The 15,388-nt window shown below is 51.0% G+C and carries 14 protein-coding genes; 10 read left to right on the forward strand and 4 right to left on the reverse strand.

Annotated elements, in window-relative coordinates; genetic code table 11:
* Positions 1–12 precede the first annotated feature (12 nt).
* The 9 genes from FYC48_RS03910 (at position 13) to FYC48_RS03945 (ending at position 9,166) form a co-directional block, all read left to right on the forward strand.
* Entirely contained in the window at positions 13–306 is a 294-nt protein-coding gene (locus FYC48_RS03910; RefSeq protein ID WP_200836529.1) for a hypothetical protein, read from the forward strand.
* A gap of 259 nt (positions 307–565) precedes the next feature.
* Complete coding sequence (locus FYC48_RS03915) at positions 566–1,438, forward strand: peptidoglycan-binding domain-containing protein (RefSeq protein ID WP_149495344.1); 873 nt, start codon at positions 566–568, stop codon at positions 1,436–1,438.
* Positions 1,439–1,455: 17 nt separating this feature from the next.
* Positions 1,456–1,989, forward strand: a complete 534-nt coding sequence (locus tag FYC48_RS03920) for a hypothetical protein (RefSeq protein WP_149495345.1) — start codon at positions 1,456–1,458, stop codon at positions 1,987–1,989.
* Between the two features lie 30 nt (positions 1,990–2,019).
* The gene (locus tag FYC48_RS03925) at positions 2,020–3,798 is read left to right on the forward strand and encodes a hypothetical protein (RefSeq protein ID WP_149495346.1); all 1,779 of its coding nucleotides are present in this window, start codon (positions 2,020–2,022) and stop codon (positions 3,796–3,798) included.
* Between the two features lie 9 nt (positions 3,799–3,807).
* Positions 3,808–4,524 (forward strand): hypothetical protein, encoded by a 717-nt coding sequence (locus FYC48_RS03930; protein ID WP_149495347.1) that lies wholly within the window; start codon positions 3,808–3,810, stop codon positions 4,522–4,524.
* Positions 4,525–4,544: 20 nt separating this feature from the next.
* Positions 4,545–4,982 (forward strand): hypothetical protein, encoded by a 438-nt coding sequence (locus FYC48_RS03935; protein WP_160149308.1) that lies wholly within the window; start codon positions 4,545–4,547, stop codon positions 4,980–4,982.
* Positions 4,983–4,994: 12 nt separating this feature from the next.
* On the forward strand, positions 4,995–5,975 hold the full coding sequence (locus FYC48_RS27590) for a hypothetical protein (protein WP_160149309.1): 981 nt from the start codon (positions 4,995–4,997) through the stop codon (positions 5,973–5,975).
* Positions 5,976–6,123: 148 nt separating this feature from the next.
* Positions 6,124–7,827 carry a MotA/TolQ/ExbB proton channel family protein gene (locus tag FYC48_RS03940; RefSeq protein ID WP_160149310.1) on the forward strand — a complete coding sequence of 568 codons (1,704 nt, stop codon included), beginning with the start codon at positions 6,124–6,126 and terminating at the stop codon, positions 7,825–7,827.
* A 718-nt stretch (positions 7,828–8,545) separates the two neighbouring features.
* Complete coding sequence (locus tag FYC48_RS03945) at positions 8,546–9,166, forward strand: hypothetical protein (RefSeq protein ID WP_149495350.1); 621 nt, start codon at positions 8,546–8,548, stop codon at positions 9,164–9,166.
* Between the two features lie 288 nt (positions 9,167–9,454).
* Here FYC48_RS03945 and FYC48_RS03950 read toward each other — a convergent pair whose 3' ends face one another.
* Both FYC48_RS03950 and FYC48_RS03955 read right to left on the reverse strand, forming a co-directional pair.
* Positions 9,455–10,027, reverse strand: a complete 573-nt coding sequence (locus FYC48_RS03950) for a nucleotidyl transferase AbiEii/AbiGii toxin family protein (protein ID WP_149495351.1) — start codon at positions 10,025–10,027, stop codon at positions 9,455–9,457.
* Positions 10,014–10,259 carry a hypothetical protein gene (locus FYC48_RS03955; protein WP_149495352.1) on the reverse strand — a complete coding sequence of 82 codons (246 nt, stop codon included), beginning with the start codon at positions 10,257–10,259 and terminating at the stop codon, positions 10,014–10,016. The genes FYC48_RS03950 and FYC48_RS03955 overlap by 14 nt, the downstream gene beginning before the upstream one ends.
* Positions 10,260–10,617: 358 nt before the next feature.
* Here FYC48_RS03955 and FYC48_RS03960 point away from each other — a divergent pair, with 358 nt between their 5' ends.
* A complete protein-coding gene (locus FYC48_RS03960; protein WP_149495353.1) occupies positions 10,618–11,925 on the forward strand; it encodes a hypothetical protein in 1,308 nt (435 codons plus the stop codon).
* 106 nt (positions 11,926–12,031) lie between these two features.
* Here FYC48_RS03960 and FYC48_RS03965 read toward each other — a convergent pair whose 3' ends face one another.
* Entirely contained in the window at positions 12,032–13,168 is a 1,137-nt protein-coding gene (locus tag FYC48_RS03965; protein ID WP_149495354.1) for a 5-methylcytosine restriction system specificity protein McrC, read from the reverse strand.
* Entirely contained in the window at positions 13,165–15,282 is a 2,118-nt protein-coding gene (locus FYC48_RS03970) for an AAA family ATPase (RefSeq protein ID WP_149495355.1), read from the reverse strand. Before FYC48_RS03970 ends, FYC48_RS03965 begins: the two co-directional genes overlap by 4 nt.
* Positions 15,283–15,388 lie beyond the last annotated feature (106 nt).

Here is a 15,388-nt window from a genome sequence, read left to right on the forward strand (position 1 = left end):
CTGTCACGGCTGATGGCACTCGCCATCCATTTCGACCACGCTTTGGCATCGGGCCGCCTCCGATCGCAAGCCGACTTGGCGCGAGCAGGGCAAGTCACACGAGCTCGCCTCAGCCAGATCATGAACCTCTGTAATCTCGCCCCCGATCTTCAAGAAGAGCTGCTGTTCTTAAAGCCCTATTTCAACGGCCGAGCGCCCATCACCGAGCGTCAAATCCGCCCCATCGCCGCCGAACCCAACTGGGACAAGCAACGCCGCCGTTTCAAGAAGCTTACCGGATCTGCCGGTCGCAACGATCGCGGTTAGCTTGAAGGTCCGATAACCTCAGCTACGTCGTAAAGCACAGCGGGTTGTGCTAGTCGTGATCCTCAGCTCTGGCCCCAGTCCATCCGTCTACGCTACAACCTCGCTGATTGCAGATGTCAGCTAGTGAATCTCTCCCATTTCGGAAACGGATTCAATAAGATTCTGATCAAACGTTCACGTCAGAATGTAAATTAGCCATTTATCCGGACTTTTTCAGCATTTTCCGGTAGGTAGCGAGTGTCCCCCCATACCAGAGAGGATGTTGATAGAATTTGCACTGCAGAAATCGTCGAGTGCTTTGGAGAAACCGGAAATGAAAGGATCGTTCACAAGTCGGGTGTTGTTTTCCGCGATGTTGTTGACTGTGATCACAGTGAACTGCAACGGCCGTGAGCCTATGGCACTGTCAGGGAGCGTCGGGAGCGGGGGAGCGAACAGTTCAAGCGATGTAAAAGCGGTGCAATTGCGACTCCGAGAACTTGGCTTTACTTGGGTTGACGCGGACGGGCAGATTGGCCCCATCACGATCGCTGCCATCAGGCTTTTTCAGTCAATTAAAGATGGCGAGTCAAAAGTCGTTGGCGACGGTCGCATCGACGTGAACGGTGACACGCACAAGTGGCTTGAAGCAAAGAATGCGCCCCGATGGACAAAAATGACTGAATCTGGTCCTGGATTCAAAAATATTGAACTCGGTGAAATTGACGACGACCACGATTTTGGGACGACTTGGCTTGATTCTACAATCAAGAATGCATCAAGGTCTTATCAAAAAAAATATCGAAGCCTACATAACTCGTCTCTCGTTACAGTAAATGACGCTAGCCCAGCAAAAGGTGGTAACTCACCTGATCATTCAGGTCATGAGACAGGTTTGAACATCGACCTGCGTTTGCCGAAAACGGATCACAGTGAAGTTACGCCTGGCGGAAGGACTTACAAGTCCAGCGACTACGACCAGGCAGCTGCCCGAGCGATAATCAAAGCATTTCGATCACAAGAACTCGTCAACACGGAGCAAATTTTCTTTAATGATCCAGACCTTATCTCTGAAGGTCTGTGCAAAAGTCTTTCAGGCCATGACAATCACATACATGTTGGCATTAAGGCACCTGTACGCGACGACAACTGACTCGGAGATGAACTGTCATGGCAGCATTTGATGACGTAATTGCCCTGCTGAACGAAATCTTGAACGATCGAATCCCGTCGCTCCAAAATGAGATTTCAGCTTTGAAGCAGCCTATGGAAGCGGCATCCAAGAGACGTACGAGAGGTGGTTGGTGGGGATTTGCCTTTTCCATGTTGGTTGCGTGTTTCTTGGTCTATTTAGGGTTGCTGGCTGCAGCTCAAATGCCTCCAGACTTGCTGGCTCGGATTACCTTCAGTAAATCGTTGTCAAATTCCACCACTTCAGATTCACATAGCACGGCCGAGGTGAATAAGCCAGACGGACGGGGAAGCAGCAATAAAACTACTGCATCGGAAGCTAGTGAACGCCCGGATTTGCCAGCAAGTGATTTTGAAGCTTTGGCTAGTAAGGTTGAGTTTATTGAAGAGAAACTCAAAAAAAGCGAAGACCTCTCTAACAAATCAGTTTCGGACAGCCGCGAAAGTCTCGTGGCTCAGACCGGGAATTCGACCAAGAAGAAATCGTCGCGTCGACAAAGTCCCATATTCTAGCGACTAGAATCGCAACCACGGAGAAAAAGTATGAAACGAAAGTCACTACAGAAAATTCGTCAGCAGCTTACGGTGCTTCTGGCCATTCTAATGGTATTGCCGCTCCAGTTGCTGAGTAATACTTCATTCGCTGATGAGCCAGAAGTAGAAATGCAGAGGCTTCGTGGCGAAGTGTTAAAGAACCGCGAGATGCTTCAGCTTCTGCTCCAGCAACAAGCTCTGTCTGGGTTGTCACCGGAGGATCGAAAAAAGCGTGACGAAGAAACTAAGAAGATCATCGATACGGCGAAAGACCGAATCCTAAAACCAGTTGATGACTTTGGGACAGACTTTAAGAAGTTTGAAGAAGATTCCGCATTGCATGACTTTCGCACGAAGCTGCAAACATTAACCGACACTGCTACATCCGTAACGATCGATGCAAATACGTCGGCCACCGAAGTTGCGAAGGTTTTAGGGTCAATAAAGGATGGTAAAGAACTCATCCTAAACGCTCGAAAAGAGGCTCTTGAAAGATACCAGTCAGCATTGTCGAATCTTCCTCCGGCTTTGCTAAGCAAGCTTAGTCAACCACTGCTAACTCGCGACAAACTGATCAGCTTAGTGGAAGCAGATAAAAAACGCTTCGAAGAAGTCCTCGGCCTACTTGATCCATCTCTTGCAGAAGAGGTGACATCGTTATCCGCTGAAGCGATCGCAGACGAAATCTTTAGTCGGTTTACAAAAAATGGCGTGCTTACGCCCGAATTAATTGGAGCGCTCGGCAGCGACCTACTCGAAAAACTGGGGCTGCCAGCTGAGCAGATTAAAGGCGTCGTCGAATCTGCCAAAGCGGTTGTGGACGTACACAGATCAAGTGCAGACTTCGCAATGTTTTCTGTGAACCTGCTGACCACGGCAATGGCAACAGGCAATCCATACGTTATCGCGGCAGCAGTTGCAATTGTAGCCTTGATTGCGCTTTTCAAATTCGTATTTGGTAAAGGCGGCGGCGGAGATGGCGGTGATGGTGACGGGGGAGGGAACTCTGACGGGCCGGGTAGCGGAAATGAGAGCCCCGGTTCTGGAGGCCGGGTCACTGGAGCCGGAGATCCAAGCAGTCAGCCAGGGAACAAGCAGCCTGGCGACACTGGTGACGGTCAAGTTGCGTTGGGCGAGGGTGGAGTTCCTGAGGTACTTAGTGAGCCAAAGCCAGCAGACCCGCAGAAACCTTCTTTGCCAGCAGGGGCAGTAAATCTGGGCAGTGACCCCGATGGAAAATTCCTCGCGGGCAAACAAAATGGTCAGCTTATTGTGATGGATGCTGAAACAGGTGACCCTGTACTGAATGTTACGATCGCCGATATTGCCGGCGGTATGGAAGCTGGGATTACCGAAGGTACACTTGGTCGCTTCAAAGGAATTTCGCAAGACGAAAAGACGTTCGAAATCGGTGTAGGCGAAAGCACGCACACGATTACCTCGTTCGGTGGAAAGTGGCGAGTTGTTAAACCTACCCCTCCCGTCGTACACGAAGATGGGACGACCTCACCCTCAGAATACTCTTGGGTATCTTCTGACGATGGAAGCGTTCGGATTCTAAACAAAGGTGCGCTGGTAGAAGAGATTCCCGCCGACAAAGTAACGAAGTCTGATGGGATTACCCCGCTAGGAATTTCCAAAGATATGCCACTTGTGATCAAGTCTTATGACCCAGAAAACAAAATCATTCGAGCAGCGGTAGTTGTCAACGGCATGGAAAACTTGGTTGAGCTAACGTTGCAACAAAATGGTGTCTGGAAGGCCGTTGACGTTGTCAATGGTGAATAGGCGCGGGTCATGAGACGACGCACCCGTGAGGAAATAGAGGTGTTTTCAACCTCTTTCCTTGATCTGCTTTCGTGTGGTTTAGCCGCTGTTGTATTGCTCTGGGTGTTACTAGAGCGATCGCCTCCTCCCGTAGAGGAGGTTGATCGCTTTTCGTTCGTATCGATTAAACAGTTTGGCTATTTGCACCTAGCCACCGTTACCGTGAAAGGATTAAGCACTCTTCCGCGATTCAATGAGAATGGAGCAAACAGCTTTATACCTGGGGTCGCGAGCAACCAAAGTGATACGGGATACCAAATCGGCGATGGCAAGGACTGGGCCAAGCTAATCGCGAGCGAATTCGATGCTGATGGTGCACCCCAGTTGCAGTTCACTATCGATGATTCTGGACGAAATGGCTTAGCAGGTTCGATTAGCATCTTGGTTTCCAGCAGATGCCCTGCGGGCGAAATCGAGCTCGCATTCCGCCAATGCGAATCCCCGGACGAGCACAAAATTGACGTCGTCTTGGCGAACTCTACGACTGAGAAAGCAGAATCCTTCACGTTTGATGCGGGAACTGTTGCGGGTACCCGGACTGTCCCAAATTATCGGGACGCCATGGTGAAAGGAGCGGAGATTCTGGTTGTTCGGATACCATTCGGTGAAGGCGATGCGGAAGTACAGTACTCCGGAAGAGCAATGACTGATCAAGGCCTATTTGACAGGAGCGTGCTATTGCCGTGAGAAAACGACCCTCTGTGCAAGTGTTTAGCCTGTCTTTTCTGGATCTGATCTCTTGCGCCATGGCAGGCGTGCTAGTCCTCTATGCGGTTGCGGAAAGACCAGTCCCAGTAAGAGATTTGAAAATACCGGCGATTTTGCAGATTGAGATACCAGAGACATCAATTAACGCGGTTTTTGTTTTCCATCTAAGGAATGGGACTGAAGAACACTTCGGAGACACAACCAATGGCGGTGGCGGCTGGATTGTAACGGACTCCAGTGCAGTCCTAAAGCTTGAAAATGGTCTTGATGAAGCAGCCAGTCTCTCTCTCGGTCTTCGGGATATCGATCTGACAAGCACGAACTCGAGTCAAACGCACAATCTTCATTGGCGTGTAGTCAGTGAAAAGCGACAAGAAGAGAACGACGCTGTCCTGTCGCCAGCCAACTTGATTCAGGTTATTGAGGTGGGGAAGTAGATGCTAAACCATATGAAATTGTTTTTCGGAATTGTTCTGTTCCTAGCATTCCACCATGCGACCTATGCGCAGTTGGCATCTTCTGAAGCTGCCACCACAGAGGACAATAATTTGAGTTTGGCTCTCCAGGGAAGCGGTATCCCAGCGGAAAGCTTCGTGATTTATAACCGATCGAACACCAGCCTGGCGTTTATTATGCCTCCTGATATGAGTGAAGTATTCTTGTGGAGCAACAGCAGGCAATTAAGGGCGATTGTCGAGGGTTTTCAGAATTCTTTGCGGCCTACTCGGCCGCGAGTTGGATTTGCCGGACTTCCGCACTACATCATGTCTCCCTTAGACAGTGCAGGAGCGATATCCCATATGAGATTTCTTTTAGAGAAGCACGCCGACGAGTTCTCTGATGCAAGCAGTTTGAAAATCGTGCATGATGATTCGGATTCGTGGTCCGATTCGTCTAAGATTTGGCATGCAGTCATTTGGGGACCCGCCCCTATTTCTGGCTCAATGCACGGCCGCTTCGGTTTGCGATCTGTTGTTATCCTCAAATTTAGAGGAAAAGATGATTCTGCGACACGAAAGTTGAGGATTGGTTTTGCCGACCATTCGGCAGTTGAGGACGCCATATCGATTCTAGATTCGCGGAGCCTCCCATCTGAAGTTCATTCGCTCGGTCGTCCTACACGGTTGTCTGCCAACCCCGTCGTCAGTTCAATCGTTCTGTACCGAGCCAACAATGGGCTCTATATGTCTAATGGAGGGGCACAAGTCTTAGAGCTTTCACTGTTAGCGAAGGCAGACGTCGAGACAAGCCTTGCTCGGACGCTAAATAGCAATGTGCCGTCAGAAGGCGAGCGGGCATGGTCCCTACCACTGTCCGACGACGATTATCTTTTGCTTACCAGCCTTTGTACGTTCCCGCGAGAGTCAATGGCAAATTGGTTCCTGCACCCGCGGTCGTATTGTGTCTCATCGATACAGGCAATTCCATAACAGCATGGTCATGAAATACCTTTCACGAATAGTCGTCTTCTTGTCCGGCGCTAGAGCAAACGCAGTTGTCGGAGCGTTGTCATTTGCGACTGTGGCATTATGCAGTTGGTTGGTCACGGCATCCGTTTATTGGTTGAGTTCTCCTCCAATGGTTCGAGGTATAGATTCCTTCAATGCCGCCCTGACGCTCGGTGGCGAATCCTCGACTGTAGGCGGATTTGACGTCACGAAAACTGCTGCACAGTCTCAAGTTGATGAAGGCAGTGGCAATGAAAGGGAAATTCTGGAGTGGGAAGTGAGCATCACTAATCCAAAGAAAACGCCAATCCTAAAAATTCGCGTTGAAGAAGTGAGGTCATCTTCATGGTTGTTCAGGGGCACATCCGAAATCGCATGCCAAATAGCCGTACCGGGAGGCGGCAACTCATGGAGCGACGATGCTAACGATGATTCTAAAACAGAATTTGAGCTTGTCTTGGATAAGTTTGTCCTCTATCGAGCGCAACCGGAGTCGATTCTGACGCCATTCACGTTTACGGTTGAAACCCCTGCAAGCGTTCACGTGTTTGACAAAGCGGTTACCTATAGTTTGCTATACGTGAATGAAAAGTCGGCATATTACAAGAACAAAGATGTTTCAGGCTACACGCGAGACGAACAAGCGGAATCCGTTCTTGTGAAAGCTCTAGCCTCTCGTTTCCGCAAGAGTTTTGGGACCCTGGCTGCGGATTCTCAATCGGCGCGAAGGGTTAACGGAATGATTCAATGGTGCACGGTGTGGGCATTCAGTGCGTTGATTATTGTCCTGGTGAGTCGTTACGTCACATATGTACAATTGGAGGAGGGGGCTCTCCCAGTTGAAGATCGAAAAAGAAATACGGGAGAGGAAAAGCCAGCAGTCGATGGCAATCCGATATTCACATTAGAAGAATTGAAGAATCCAAATCATGTGACAATCGACTCGAAGGCAGAGACGGTCCGCCTAAAATCCGCCGAGCACCTACGTTCGAAAGCCCAAGATCGAACAAGGCTTTGGCCTAGCAGAAATTCAACGTCAACCACACCGGTATTTTTAGAACTCTACAAAGAAGCGGCCTCGGCATTTCTATTGTCCCGTGACTACAAGGCTGTTCCAGAATTTGTGGATTCGAAGGCAGCTTCATTAATTGATGAGCGCAGTGCTCGTTTAGGTTCAGTTAAATACTTTCTTTGGGCGATCCCAAGTATCGGGTTTGTCGGCACGGTGGTTGGAATCGGAAATGCGCTTCTGGCGACTATTGACGTAGATGCGGAAAACCCTGTAACGGCATCAATTGCCAAGAGCATGGTATCAAGCAGCATCGGGGTGGCGTTTGACACTACCTTGGTTGCTTTACTTCTCAGCCTCATTGCTATGCTCATCTACCACCTTGCAACTCAGGCAGAAGAGTTGGTGGTCAGTGATGCCGCTGACAATGTACGTGAACTGTTCATTCAGGGCGGTGTGCATATCGATGAAGATGCCAGGGCCAGTGCGATCGTTTCAGCACTTACAAATTCTCTGTCCGACGTAGAAAAGTCAACTGCACAGCTAAAGGTTACCGCCGATGAGTTGCGAGGAATCGCAGGGCTTGATGAGCAAGTGAAGGGTGGTGTGAATCGAATCGGCAAGGCTCTCAATACATTGGCAAGCCGACAAACTAGCCAATTAAAAGAATACGCTGAGAGAACGGATAGAGTTTATCGAAGAGTCCGTTTCTTTGGAGTTATCTTGCTCTCGTTAGTGTTGGTCTGCCTTACTTTGACCGGTCTTGTCGCGTGGGATGCCTTTGCGGGAGACGGATGGCTTTCTTCGCTGCGGCCCGAACGCTAGAGACCTGCTCGCGAGTCAAATAGCCATCAACAGTGCGCGAATGAGGATTCTTCCAGCAAGGAATTCGGAAAAATGATGTCGACCATTAGTAATCGCTCCGACTCTGATTGCGTTGCTAATTCAAAGGTGCTCACCATGCATGGCCCTTTTTTTTGGTGGAAAGGCTGCCAGGAGTATTACCCGGGTGGTTGAGTATCTTGTGGTTTTCACGTGCGAGAGTGCTGAGTATTCATGAAATCTTCCTGCACTCGGTACAATGCATTCCTGGGTTTCATGGGCTTAAATCAAGGCCGGGCGTGAACGTCAGTGTGATCTCGTCGCAGGAGGGCGTCCCTCTTCGCATCGTCGGCATGTCAGCCCAGCAGCGGTGTGAAATAGTCTGGTGCGACGGGGACTCGGGAAAATCGTCATCAAGCCAGTTTTTAGGTCTTTCTCGACGGAGCCGCAGGCACCGATGCGGAGCGTCGGTCGAGGTCGCTCGTCCGTCCGTGTTCGAGCCGCGAACTCCGAAGGGTCGCCCCTGTGAAGCCAACCTTCGACACCTATTGACAGTTGCTACAATCGATTGCTGATCTACACCAAGTTTTCCATGTCAACGCTCGTCACGCACCAAGTGTAAATTCGGGTTCTCAACACATTCCTTGATTAGTCGCTTCTCTAAGCATGTGAGGCCATTATGCTTCGGACACTTCTTCTCTCCGTGTTCACGCTTTCCCTCGTGGCATCGATTGCATCAAAGTCAAGTGCCGAAACATTGACAGTGCAAGCATTTATCTTCTATGACGTAGAGGACAGAGCGTTCGAACGGGCTGCAAAAACAATGGCGCACGAGATTAAGGGTGAGGCAATTCAGGAGTTTTTGAAGGTCAAAACAAAGAACGACTTTCTTGAAAGTTGGAAGGCAATCAGAAGCCAAGCAGAAAACAACTCAGCAGTCGTCGTTGCGGTTCATGTGTTCACGCATGCTTCGAAGCAAGACGATCAGCAGGACGGCTTGGAATTCGCGCAAACAGGAAATAGCAGCGGAACCCTTACGAGATCCGACATTGAAGGGCTCCCGCGCTTGCCATGGGCCGATGACAATCAAGGCGTGCACCTGTACGGCTGCAATACGGGGCTGATTGGTGAGCGAGAGTGGGCGCCGGGCTCAGCCTTTACACAATCTCAGCGAGTAACAACCTACGCGTTAACTGGCTTTGGGTATTTCTCTTCTAATCCAAATCGATACGTCGAGATCAGCAACGCGGATGACGTCGTCTATCTCTATGCATACAAACGAGGCCGAAACGGTTTGCTCGGAGACGGCTCACGGATGAAAGAGAAAGTCTTCAAACCGTGAGGCTCGAGTCAAGGGTCAGGGCTATGCCAAGCTCAAGCCGCATTGCGTCAAGCACTTTCGAATTGTCAAGCAGGATCGCCGATTCAGTAATACTGACGAGTACGACAATTACAGCGACAAAACCGTCCCCCATCGTCCGATAAGCTGGCCTATGTAGCGAACAGCTGATGCCTGTGTCGATTTGATGGACTGGCCAGCTTTCACCGGTCGCGCAAGTTTTGGCTATTGAAGCGAGCGTCATCGCTAAGCAGGCAAGTGTGACAAGCGCAATTCAAACTGCGATCCGGATCAACGGATTTCATCGGATTCTGCGAGTACTTCATTAAGCAATTTTCCCAAGTGCATGTCTGTTGCTTTGTTTTGAATTTCTGATTGCTGTTTTTCATCGCAGGCGCGGAAGATACCTCGAAAATCCCGGCGGCTACGCTGGCTCCCCTTGTCGATCCAAATGAGTTTCGAGATTGCGGCGTCGGTGCGAGAGACCACTGGAAGAAACACTCCTTCAAATAGCTCGATTGTTTGAGAGCGTTGCAACTCTCCGGGGATCAGTTCCCTCGCATAGATGTCTAGTTTTAGACTCTCGCTTTTATCGAGAAGCTGAAATAGGCCCCCGCCTTGAACGGCTTGTCGGATGACACTTTCAGTGAACATGAAGTCGGATGATCCCAGCAGGTTCACCAAGTCATCAACTCGGCACTGCACGATCTCCGGTGATACGACAATGTCGATGTCCTGGGTTAATCGCGGTTCGCCATACGCCGAACTAATCGAGCCGCCAGTCAAGTGAAACGGAAGATCAATCAACGCTGCAATCGCGACAAACTTTCCGATCGTCCTTTCAAATGCTTCAACGGGAAACATTGGAAAGCTGTTCCTGAATAAGCTTGACCACTTCTGGTTCTCGTTCGTAGAGCTTCAATGCGACGTGCAACCTGACTTCTTCGTCCGAAAGACTTGGGAATTCGTCACGAATACGCCTCGCGATTTGCTGCCGCGTCCAAGCGAGCATTGCAGCGCTCCGAGAAACTTTTTCTGCAGGCGACATCGCTTTCCAGCGCCGTTCGTATTCCAGCTCGATTTCAGTCGCCGTCACTATAAATTGCTCCGTTCTTTGGTAGACGCAGTATAGACGATCATTGGGGCTGGACGAAGTGCCGGAATCTTGTCCGATCGACCCCCAAACGCTCCAGCTGGCCCGATCCGAGACGCGGCTAATGTGCCAAATGAACGCTCTGTGACCACCCCTGAATCAGCGTCGCTCGCTAGTCTGAATAATCGCCCGCGTCTTGCCACCGCGGTGGAGTCGATAGTTCGCTGGTAACTGAAGGGTGGATTCTCGTAGATTTCGAACATTTTGTGGAAGCCTGGTTGCAGATCGGCGACAATCGGGACCTGCGACATGATATTACTGATTGAAGTATCCCGGTGGTGCCTTTAATCGAGGAATCCCAATGTCCGACGAAGTACTGATCGTGAGTCGTCGAGAGCTGTTTGACGAAGTGTGGTCGGATCCAATGACGAAAGTGGCTCCTAAATACGGCCTATCAGATGTCGGTTTGGCAAAGGTATGCAAGAAACACCAGATTCCAAGGCCGCCTGTAGGGTACTGGGCAAAGCTGGAACATGGAAAAGCCACTTCCAAACCAGAACTACCCGAGTTGGACGAATCAGATCTTGAAGAGATTCGTTTCTTCCGTGTCGGCTTTGATGCAGGCGCGGAGCCGAATGGCACAAAAGCGGAAGTTCCCGATATCGTCGTCAAGGAAGATTTGCGTAAGCCACACCGACTCATTGATCAAGCACGTGCAAAGCTTCGAGCGGAGCAGCCGAATGACCGAGGGTTGTTGCACGCAAACTCCAAGTCGTGTCTCAACATATCCGTTACCAAGAAGTCTTTGTCCAGGGCACTACGCATTCTCGATGCGTTGATGCGGTACTGGGAGTCAGTGGACGGAACGGTTTCAGCCTGCGAATCTGGCGCTAGATTTTGCCGCGACGATGACGGAGTCTCAATTTCCATCAGTGAGCAAATCCGACGTCACGAGAAGCCGAATGAACGACGCTACTACTTTAAAGAATTCACCTACGAAGCGACTGGTAAACTAACGTTGTCCATTGACGGATGGGGCGATGGGTTGCGAAAAAATTGGTCGGACGGGAAAGTTCAGCGACTTGAATCGGTGCTTGGAAACGTTGCCTTAAATTTGGAAAAATGGGTGATTCATGTCCGCGATCGCCGGCTGGATAATGAGTGCGAGAGTCGGCAAAAGCAAGCGGCGGAAAAGATTCGCGAAGCAAGGAAGGCAAACATGGCCCGAGAATCCGAGCGAATCAAAAACCTTGATTCGTGCGTCGATGCCTGGGTTCGAGCTACGCAGATTCGAGGCTACCTTTCCGCATTGGATGCCAAGCTTGCCGCCAATGAGGTGACGCCGACTGATCCTGATCATTTCCCCAAATGGCGGCAGTGGGCGCAGTGGTACGCAGATTCGGTCTGCCCGGTAACGCCAACACCAACTCGGCCCGAGATCGACGAACCGATCGCTCGCACCAACAAGCGGATCAAAGAACTTGACCTTACTTCGAAGGCGCGCCGAGCTTTTGAACAAGGCCAGGTTGGTAACACCGACGAACTCGCCAGGCTAACGAGAGAGGAACTGAAGCAACGCTGTGGCGACCGACATTGGAATCTCTACAGCGAAGTCACGCAGATTTTGGAAGGTCTTGGCTACGATGTCAGTGATCGCTCTCGATGGTAGAAGCACCGTGGACGTCTCGTGTCCAGCTCCAATCGCAAGAACGAGGGTGTGCTCCTTAACGAGTTCAGACATCCGCAGGTGATCACCTATTGAAACCCCTGACGCACTATTCAGGCTTGTAAATGGCAGTTGGCTGAAGGTACTTCGTCAATACAGTATTGGGAATTTCGAGCAGGTCACTTTCGATCTCTTCCCAGTGCTTCGAAAGATCGACCGTTTCCCAGCGCAAAGAATGGCCTTGGATTGTGATTGACTCGGAAATGTCATGTTCCACTGTCGGGTAGAGCAGGATGCCGGTGGCCGTTTTGTGATTCTCCGATTGATGCTCCTGCGATTTCAAATACGCGTAGATCTGAAACAGATGGTCGCGGTTGAATGTCTGATTGCCCCATCGTCCAGTGACGAGAACCTTCGCAGTGAACTTCGTGTCAAGAATGATGAGGTGCCCCGACGCCTGATGTTGCAGCGTCAGGTCCGGATACATGACCGGCAGATAATCACTCGCGTCATCTGTTGGCCATGCGAGCTTTTGTTGCGGCGAAACTGACCAGTCCTCGAGATGGTGCGAGTAAAATTTCGCGACAAATTGCTCATAGATGTCGTAGAGAGTGAAAGCATCGCGATCGAGATAGGACAATCCGGTGATTCCAGGATCTTCAGTAGGCATTTGCATTTGATTGATCAAGTAGCAAATCGCCAGCATCAACCGATAATCATGGTCGTGCCGCTGCAATTGTTCTCGCCGAATACTCGCCGCCTTCAACTCGACCAAATCGACGGCCTCCATATCGCGAACGAGCCTGCGAAGTCGAGCTCTCAGTTTATTTGCCTCCGGCACACTGCTGCCGAATTCACCAACTTGAACCAGACGGGCCATCGTGCTGCGAACAATCTGGTTCTTGGGTACGTTGGCGCTGAATACCTGGAACTGGCAACAAGCGCGACCATGCTGAAACGACATGCGTTTCAGGCTTTCGTTGAAATCAACCCGACCTCGCACGCCGGCAATCTCCGATGCGTGATCCCGGTAGTCCCGCCCGAGTCCGATCCGCAGGCGTTGCTGAATGAGGTTCGCCAGAATCGTCGCGAGCAGTGCATCGAGTGTCGGTGCGTTCTCGACATCCGACTTCCAATGGGACTTCAAATGCACGACATCCCACGCATACAGCAACATGTGCCAGAGATTCCGCACCGGAATCCCGGTCTTGGTGAGCTGTGCTGTTGGGGGCCCCGTCTGGATCATTTCGCAAGCAATCCTTCTTGAGCCTGCTCAACTCGCTTGGCGTTGTCGAACCAGTACTCCTTCAGCAGCGGCACGATCTCAGTCCGGACGACGCCTTCATACCACTCGCGATCCAGCCCGGAGAAGTCCTCGCCTTTTGGGCAGAAAAAGCTGTGACCGACCTGATAGTTCTCACCGAGCAACGGATCCTCTGCGATCTCTTGATTCAGCGCGAGCATTCTGGTTGCGACCAAGTCCGCCAATTCTTCTTTTATCTGGCGGTCGAGCAACCACTCACGAAAGATGCTGCTGGAATACTGAGGCGTCAGAGTTATGAATGCGAATCGACGCCGTAGTGCATAATCAACGATGGCCAGCGAACGATCCGCGAGATTCATCAGACCGATCAGGTGGACGTTGGCTGGAACGAAGAAACGCGGCTCATCTTTCCTTTGGTAGACCAGCGGAACTGCAAACTCGGGGCCACGTTTGTCCGCCTCGATCAGCATCAGCAATTCACCGAAGATCTGCCCCAGATTTCCTCGATTGATCTCGTCGATGATGAAAACGTAGTCGCGGTCAGGATCGCCCTCGGCGCGTTTGCAGAATCGGTAGAAGATTGCGTCCTGCAAGCCAAATGTCCCAGCTTTATCCGGCAGCGGACGGTATCCACGAATGAAGTCTTCGTAGGAGAACGTCTGGTGAAACTGGACCATTTCCAATCGGTCGTTAGCCTTCTCCTCCATCAATGCGTAAGCCAACTTCCTCGCGACAAAAGTCTTCCCGACACCTGGCGCACCCTGCAGGATCAGGTTCTTCTTGGAGCGAAGCCGTTCGAGTGCCTGAACGATTTCCGGTTCCGGGAGGAAGACGCCAGAAGTGATGATATCATCAATGCTGTATGGCTCATATGTTGAACCTTCATCATCCTCATTGGATTCGGGTTCAGACGCACCGTCCGCATCCCACCATCTATTGCAGAACCAGTCGTAATCCTGATCTGCCCTGTTCCAGATGAAATCAACCAGCCGGCTGGAAAGATCGTTGTGCTGGTAGTCGGCATCCGTCCGCAGGCGCCAGATGGTTCGGCGGTCAGTGTAGAAGAACCAGTCTTTTTGCTTGAAGTTTGGCTCCCACTCTACTTCCACTGTCCTGCCATCACCGCGGTTAGCAACCACAGTGCCGATGGCTTTGATGGACATCTTGGAAACCGTGTTGCCCCGCGCGTCGAACGGAAGGTTCTTCTTCTGTGTGGAAGACGACTTAACGGCAATGCGATCGCCGACTTTAATGGAGCGAACTTCTTCGAGATACTTGTCCTTGTAACCGTTCTGCCACACGCCTTCGTCCAAGAATCGTTCTGTCTGGTCGGGCGGGTCTGAGTTGTCCCAGTAGGATCCAACGAGCCAATAATTGTTCTCCGCTGGTAACGTTCCGCCAGTCGGTTCACCGTCTTCTGCATTCGATGACTGCCATGCGTCATATGACACCTCAGGCAGAGGCTTGCCTTTGGCGGCAACTCTCTTAACAGCATCAATATAGAATTCCGCAGACAGCCCCTGAGGAGGCAGCTTGATGTCAAGGTAGGCGCGATTGACATTGTCCAGGTTCAAAAACGTGTCTGGCCGAATCCAGAACAGTCCCATAGTCAGATTGGTGGAGACGCCCCAGACATCGAGGGCCAAATCAAATGCCGACTCGAACTCCGGTGATTCAAGAGGCTTGTCGCCGAGGGCCAACCGAAAAACCTTCCAGAGTGTCGCGACGTCATCACGCCCACGTGTCGCCTGATACGCGATGAACCAGGAACGTTGATTATTCAGGACCGGAATGCCGTTGAAGTCCTCCGGCAAAGGACTTGTGGCCCCGAAAAGCTTTTTGACCTCGGCCAGAATCGCCAGTCGCCCTTCAGGGCGCGTCTGCCGATTAAATGAGCCCAGAAACGTGAATGGGTCGATCTCTTTGATCAGAAAGCTGGCCCCGTCTTTGTCCTTGTCGTTCAGCGGAGTAACCTTGACACCTTCTGAACGCAATTTGTCGAGGCACGCAATCAACTCGTCCTGGCGAGCTTCCCAATCAAGAAGCAGACCAGCCAGCTCTGTGTAGAGCGGAATCCAGGTGAATGTACTTTCCATGCAGTGTGAGTTCCTGAATCATAAATGCGCGCAACATCTCTTTGGTTGCGATGATTGTACAGAGATTTGATCACTCGTTCACGCGGCACGTCGTTCGTAGAGCCGA

Origin of the sequence: Roseiconus lacunae (genome assembly GCF_008312935.1) — a bacterium.
In the GTDB taxonomy this organism is placed as follows: domain Bacteria; phylum Planctomycetota; class Planctomycetia; order Pirellulales; family Pirellulaceae; genus Stieleria; species Stieleria lacunae.

Coding starts and splice junctions, on each gene's coding strand:
- FYC48_RS03910 (WP_200836529.1), top strand. CDS start 13: ATGGCACTCGCCATCCATTTCGACCACGCTTTGGCATCGGGCCGCCTC.
- FYC48_RS27590 (WP_160149309.1), top strand. CDS start 4,995: ATGAAATTGTTTTTCGGAATTGTTCTGTTCCTAGCATTCCACCATGCG.
- FYC48_RS03925 (WP_149495346.1), top strand. CDS start 2,020: ATGAAACGAAAGTCACTACAGAAAATTCGTCAGCAGCTTACGGTGCTT.
- FYC48_RS03920 (WP_149495345.1), top strand. CDS start 1,456: ATGGCAGCATTTGATGACGTAATTGCCCTGCTGAACGAAATCTTGAAC.
- FYC48_RS03940 (WP_160149310.1), top strand. CDS start 6,124: ATGGTTCGAGGTATAGATTCCTTCAATGCCGCCCTGACGCTCGGTGGC.
- FYC48_RS03970 (WP_149495355.1), bottom strand. CDS start 15,282: ATGGAAAGTACATTCACCTGGATTCCGCTCTACACAGAGCTGGCTGGT.
- FYC48_RS03930 (WP_149495347.1), top strand. CDS start 3,808: ATGAGACGACGCACCCGTGAGGAAATAGAGGTGTTTTCAACCTCTTTC.
- FYC48_RS03960 (WP_149495353.1), top strand. CDS start 10,618: ATGTCCGACGAAGTACTGATCGTGAGTCGTCGAGAGCTGTTTGACGAA.
- FYC48_RS03915 (WP_149495344.1), top strand. CDS start 566: ATGTTGATAGAATTTGCACTGCAGAAATCGTCGAGTGCTTTGGAGAAA.
- FYC48_RS03950 (WP_149495351.1), bottom strand. CDS start 10,027: ATGTTTCCCGTTGAAGCATTTGAAAGGACGATCGGAAAGTTTGTCGCG.
- FYC48_RS03965 (WP_149495354.1), bottom strand. CDS start 13,168: ATGATCCAGACGGGGCCCCCAACAGCACAGCTCACCAAGACCGGGATT.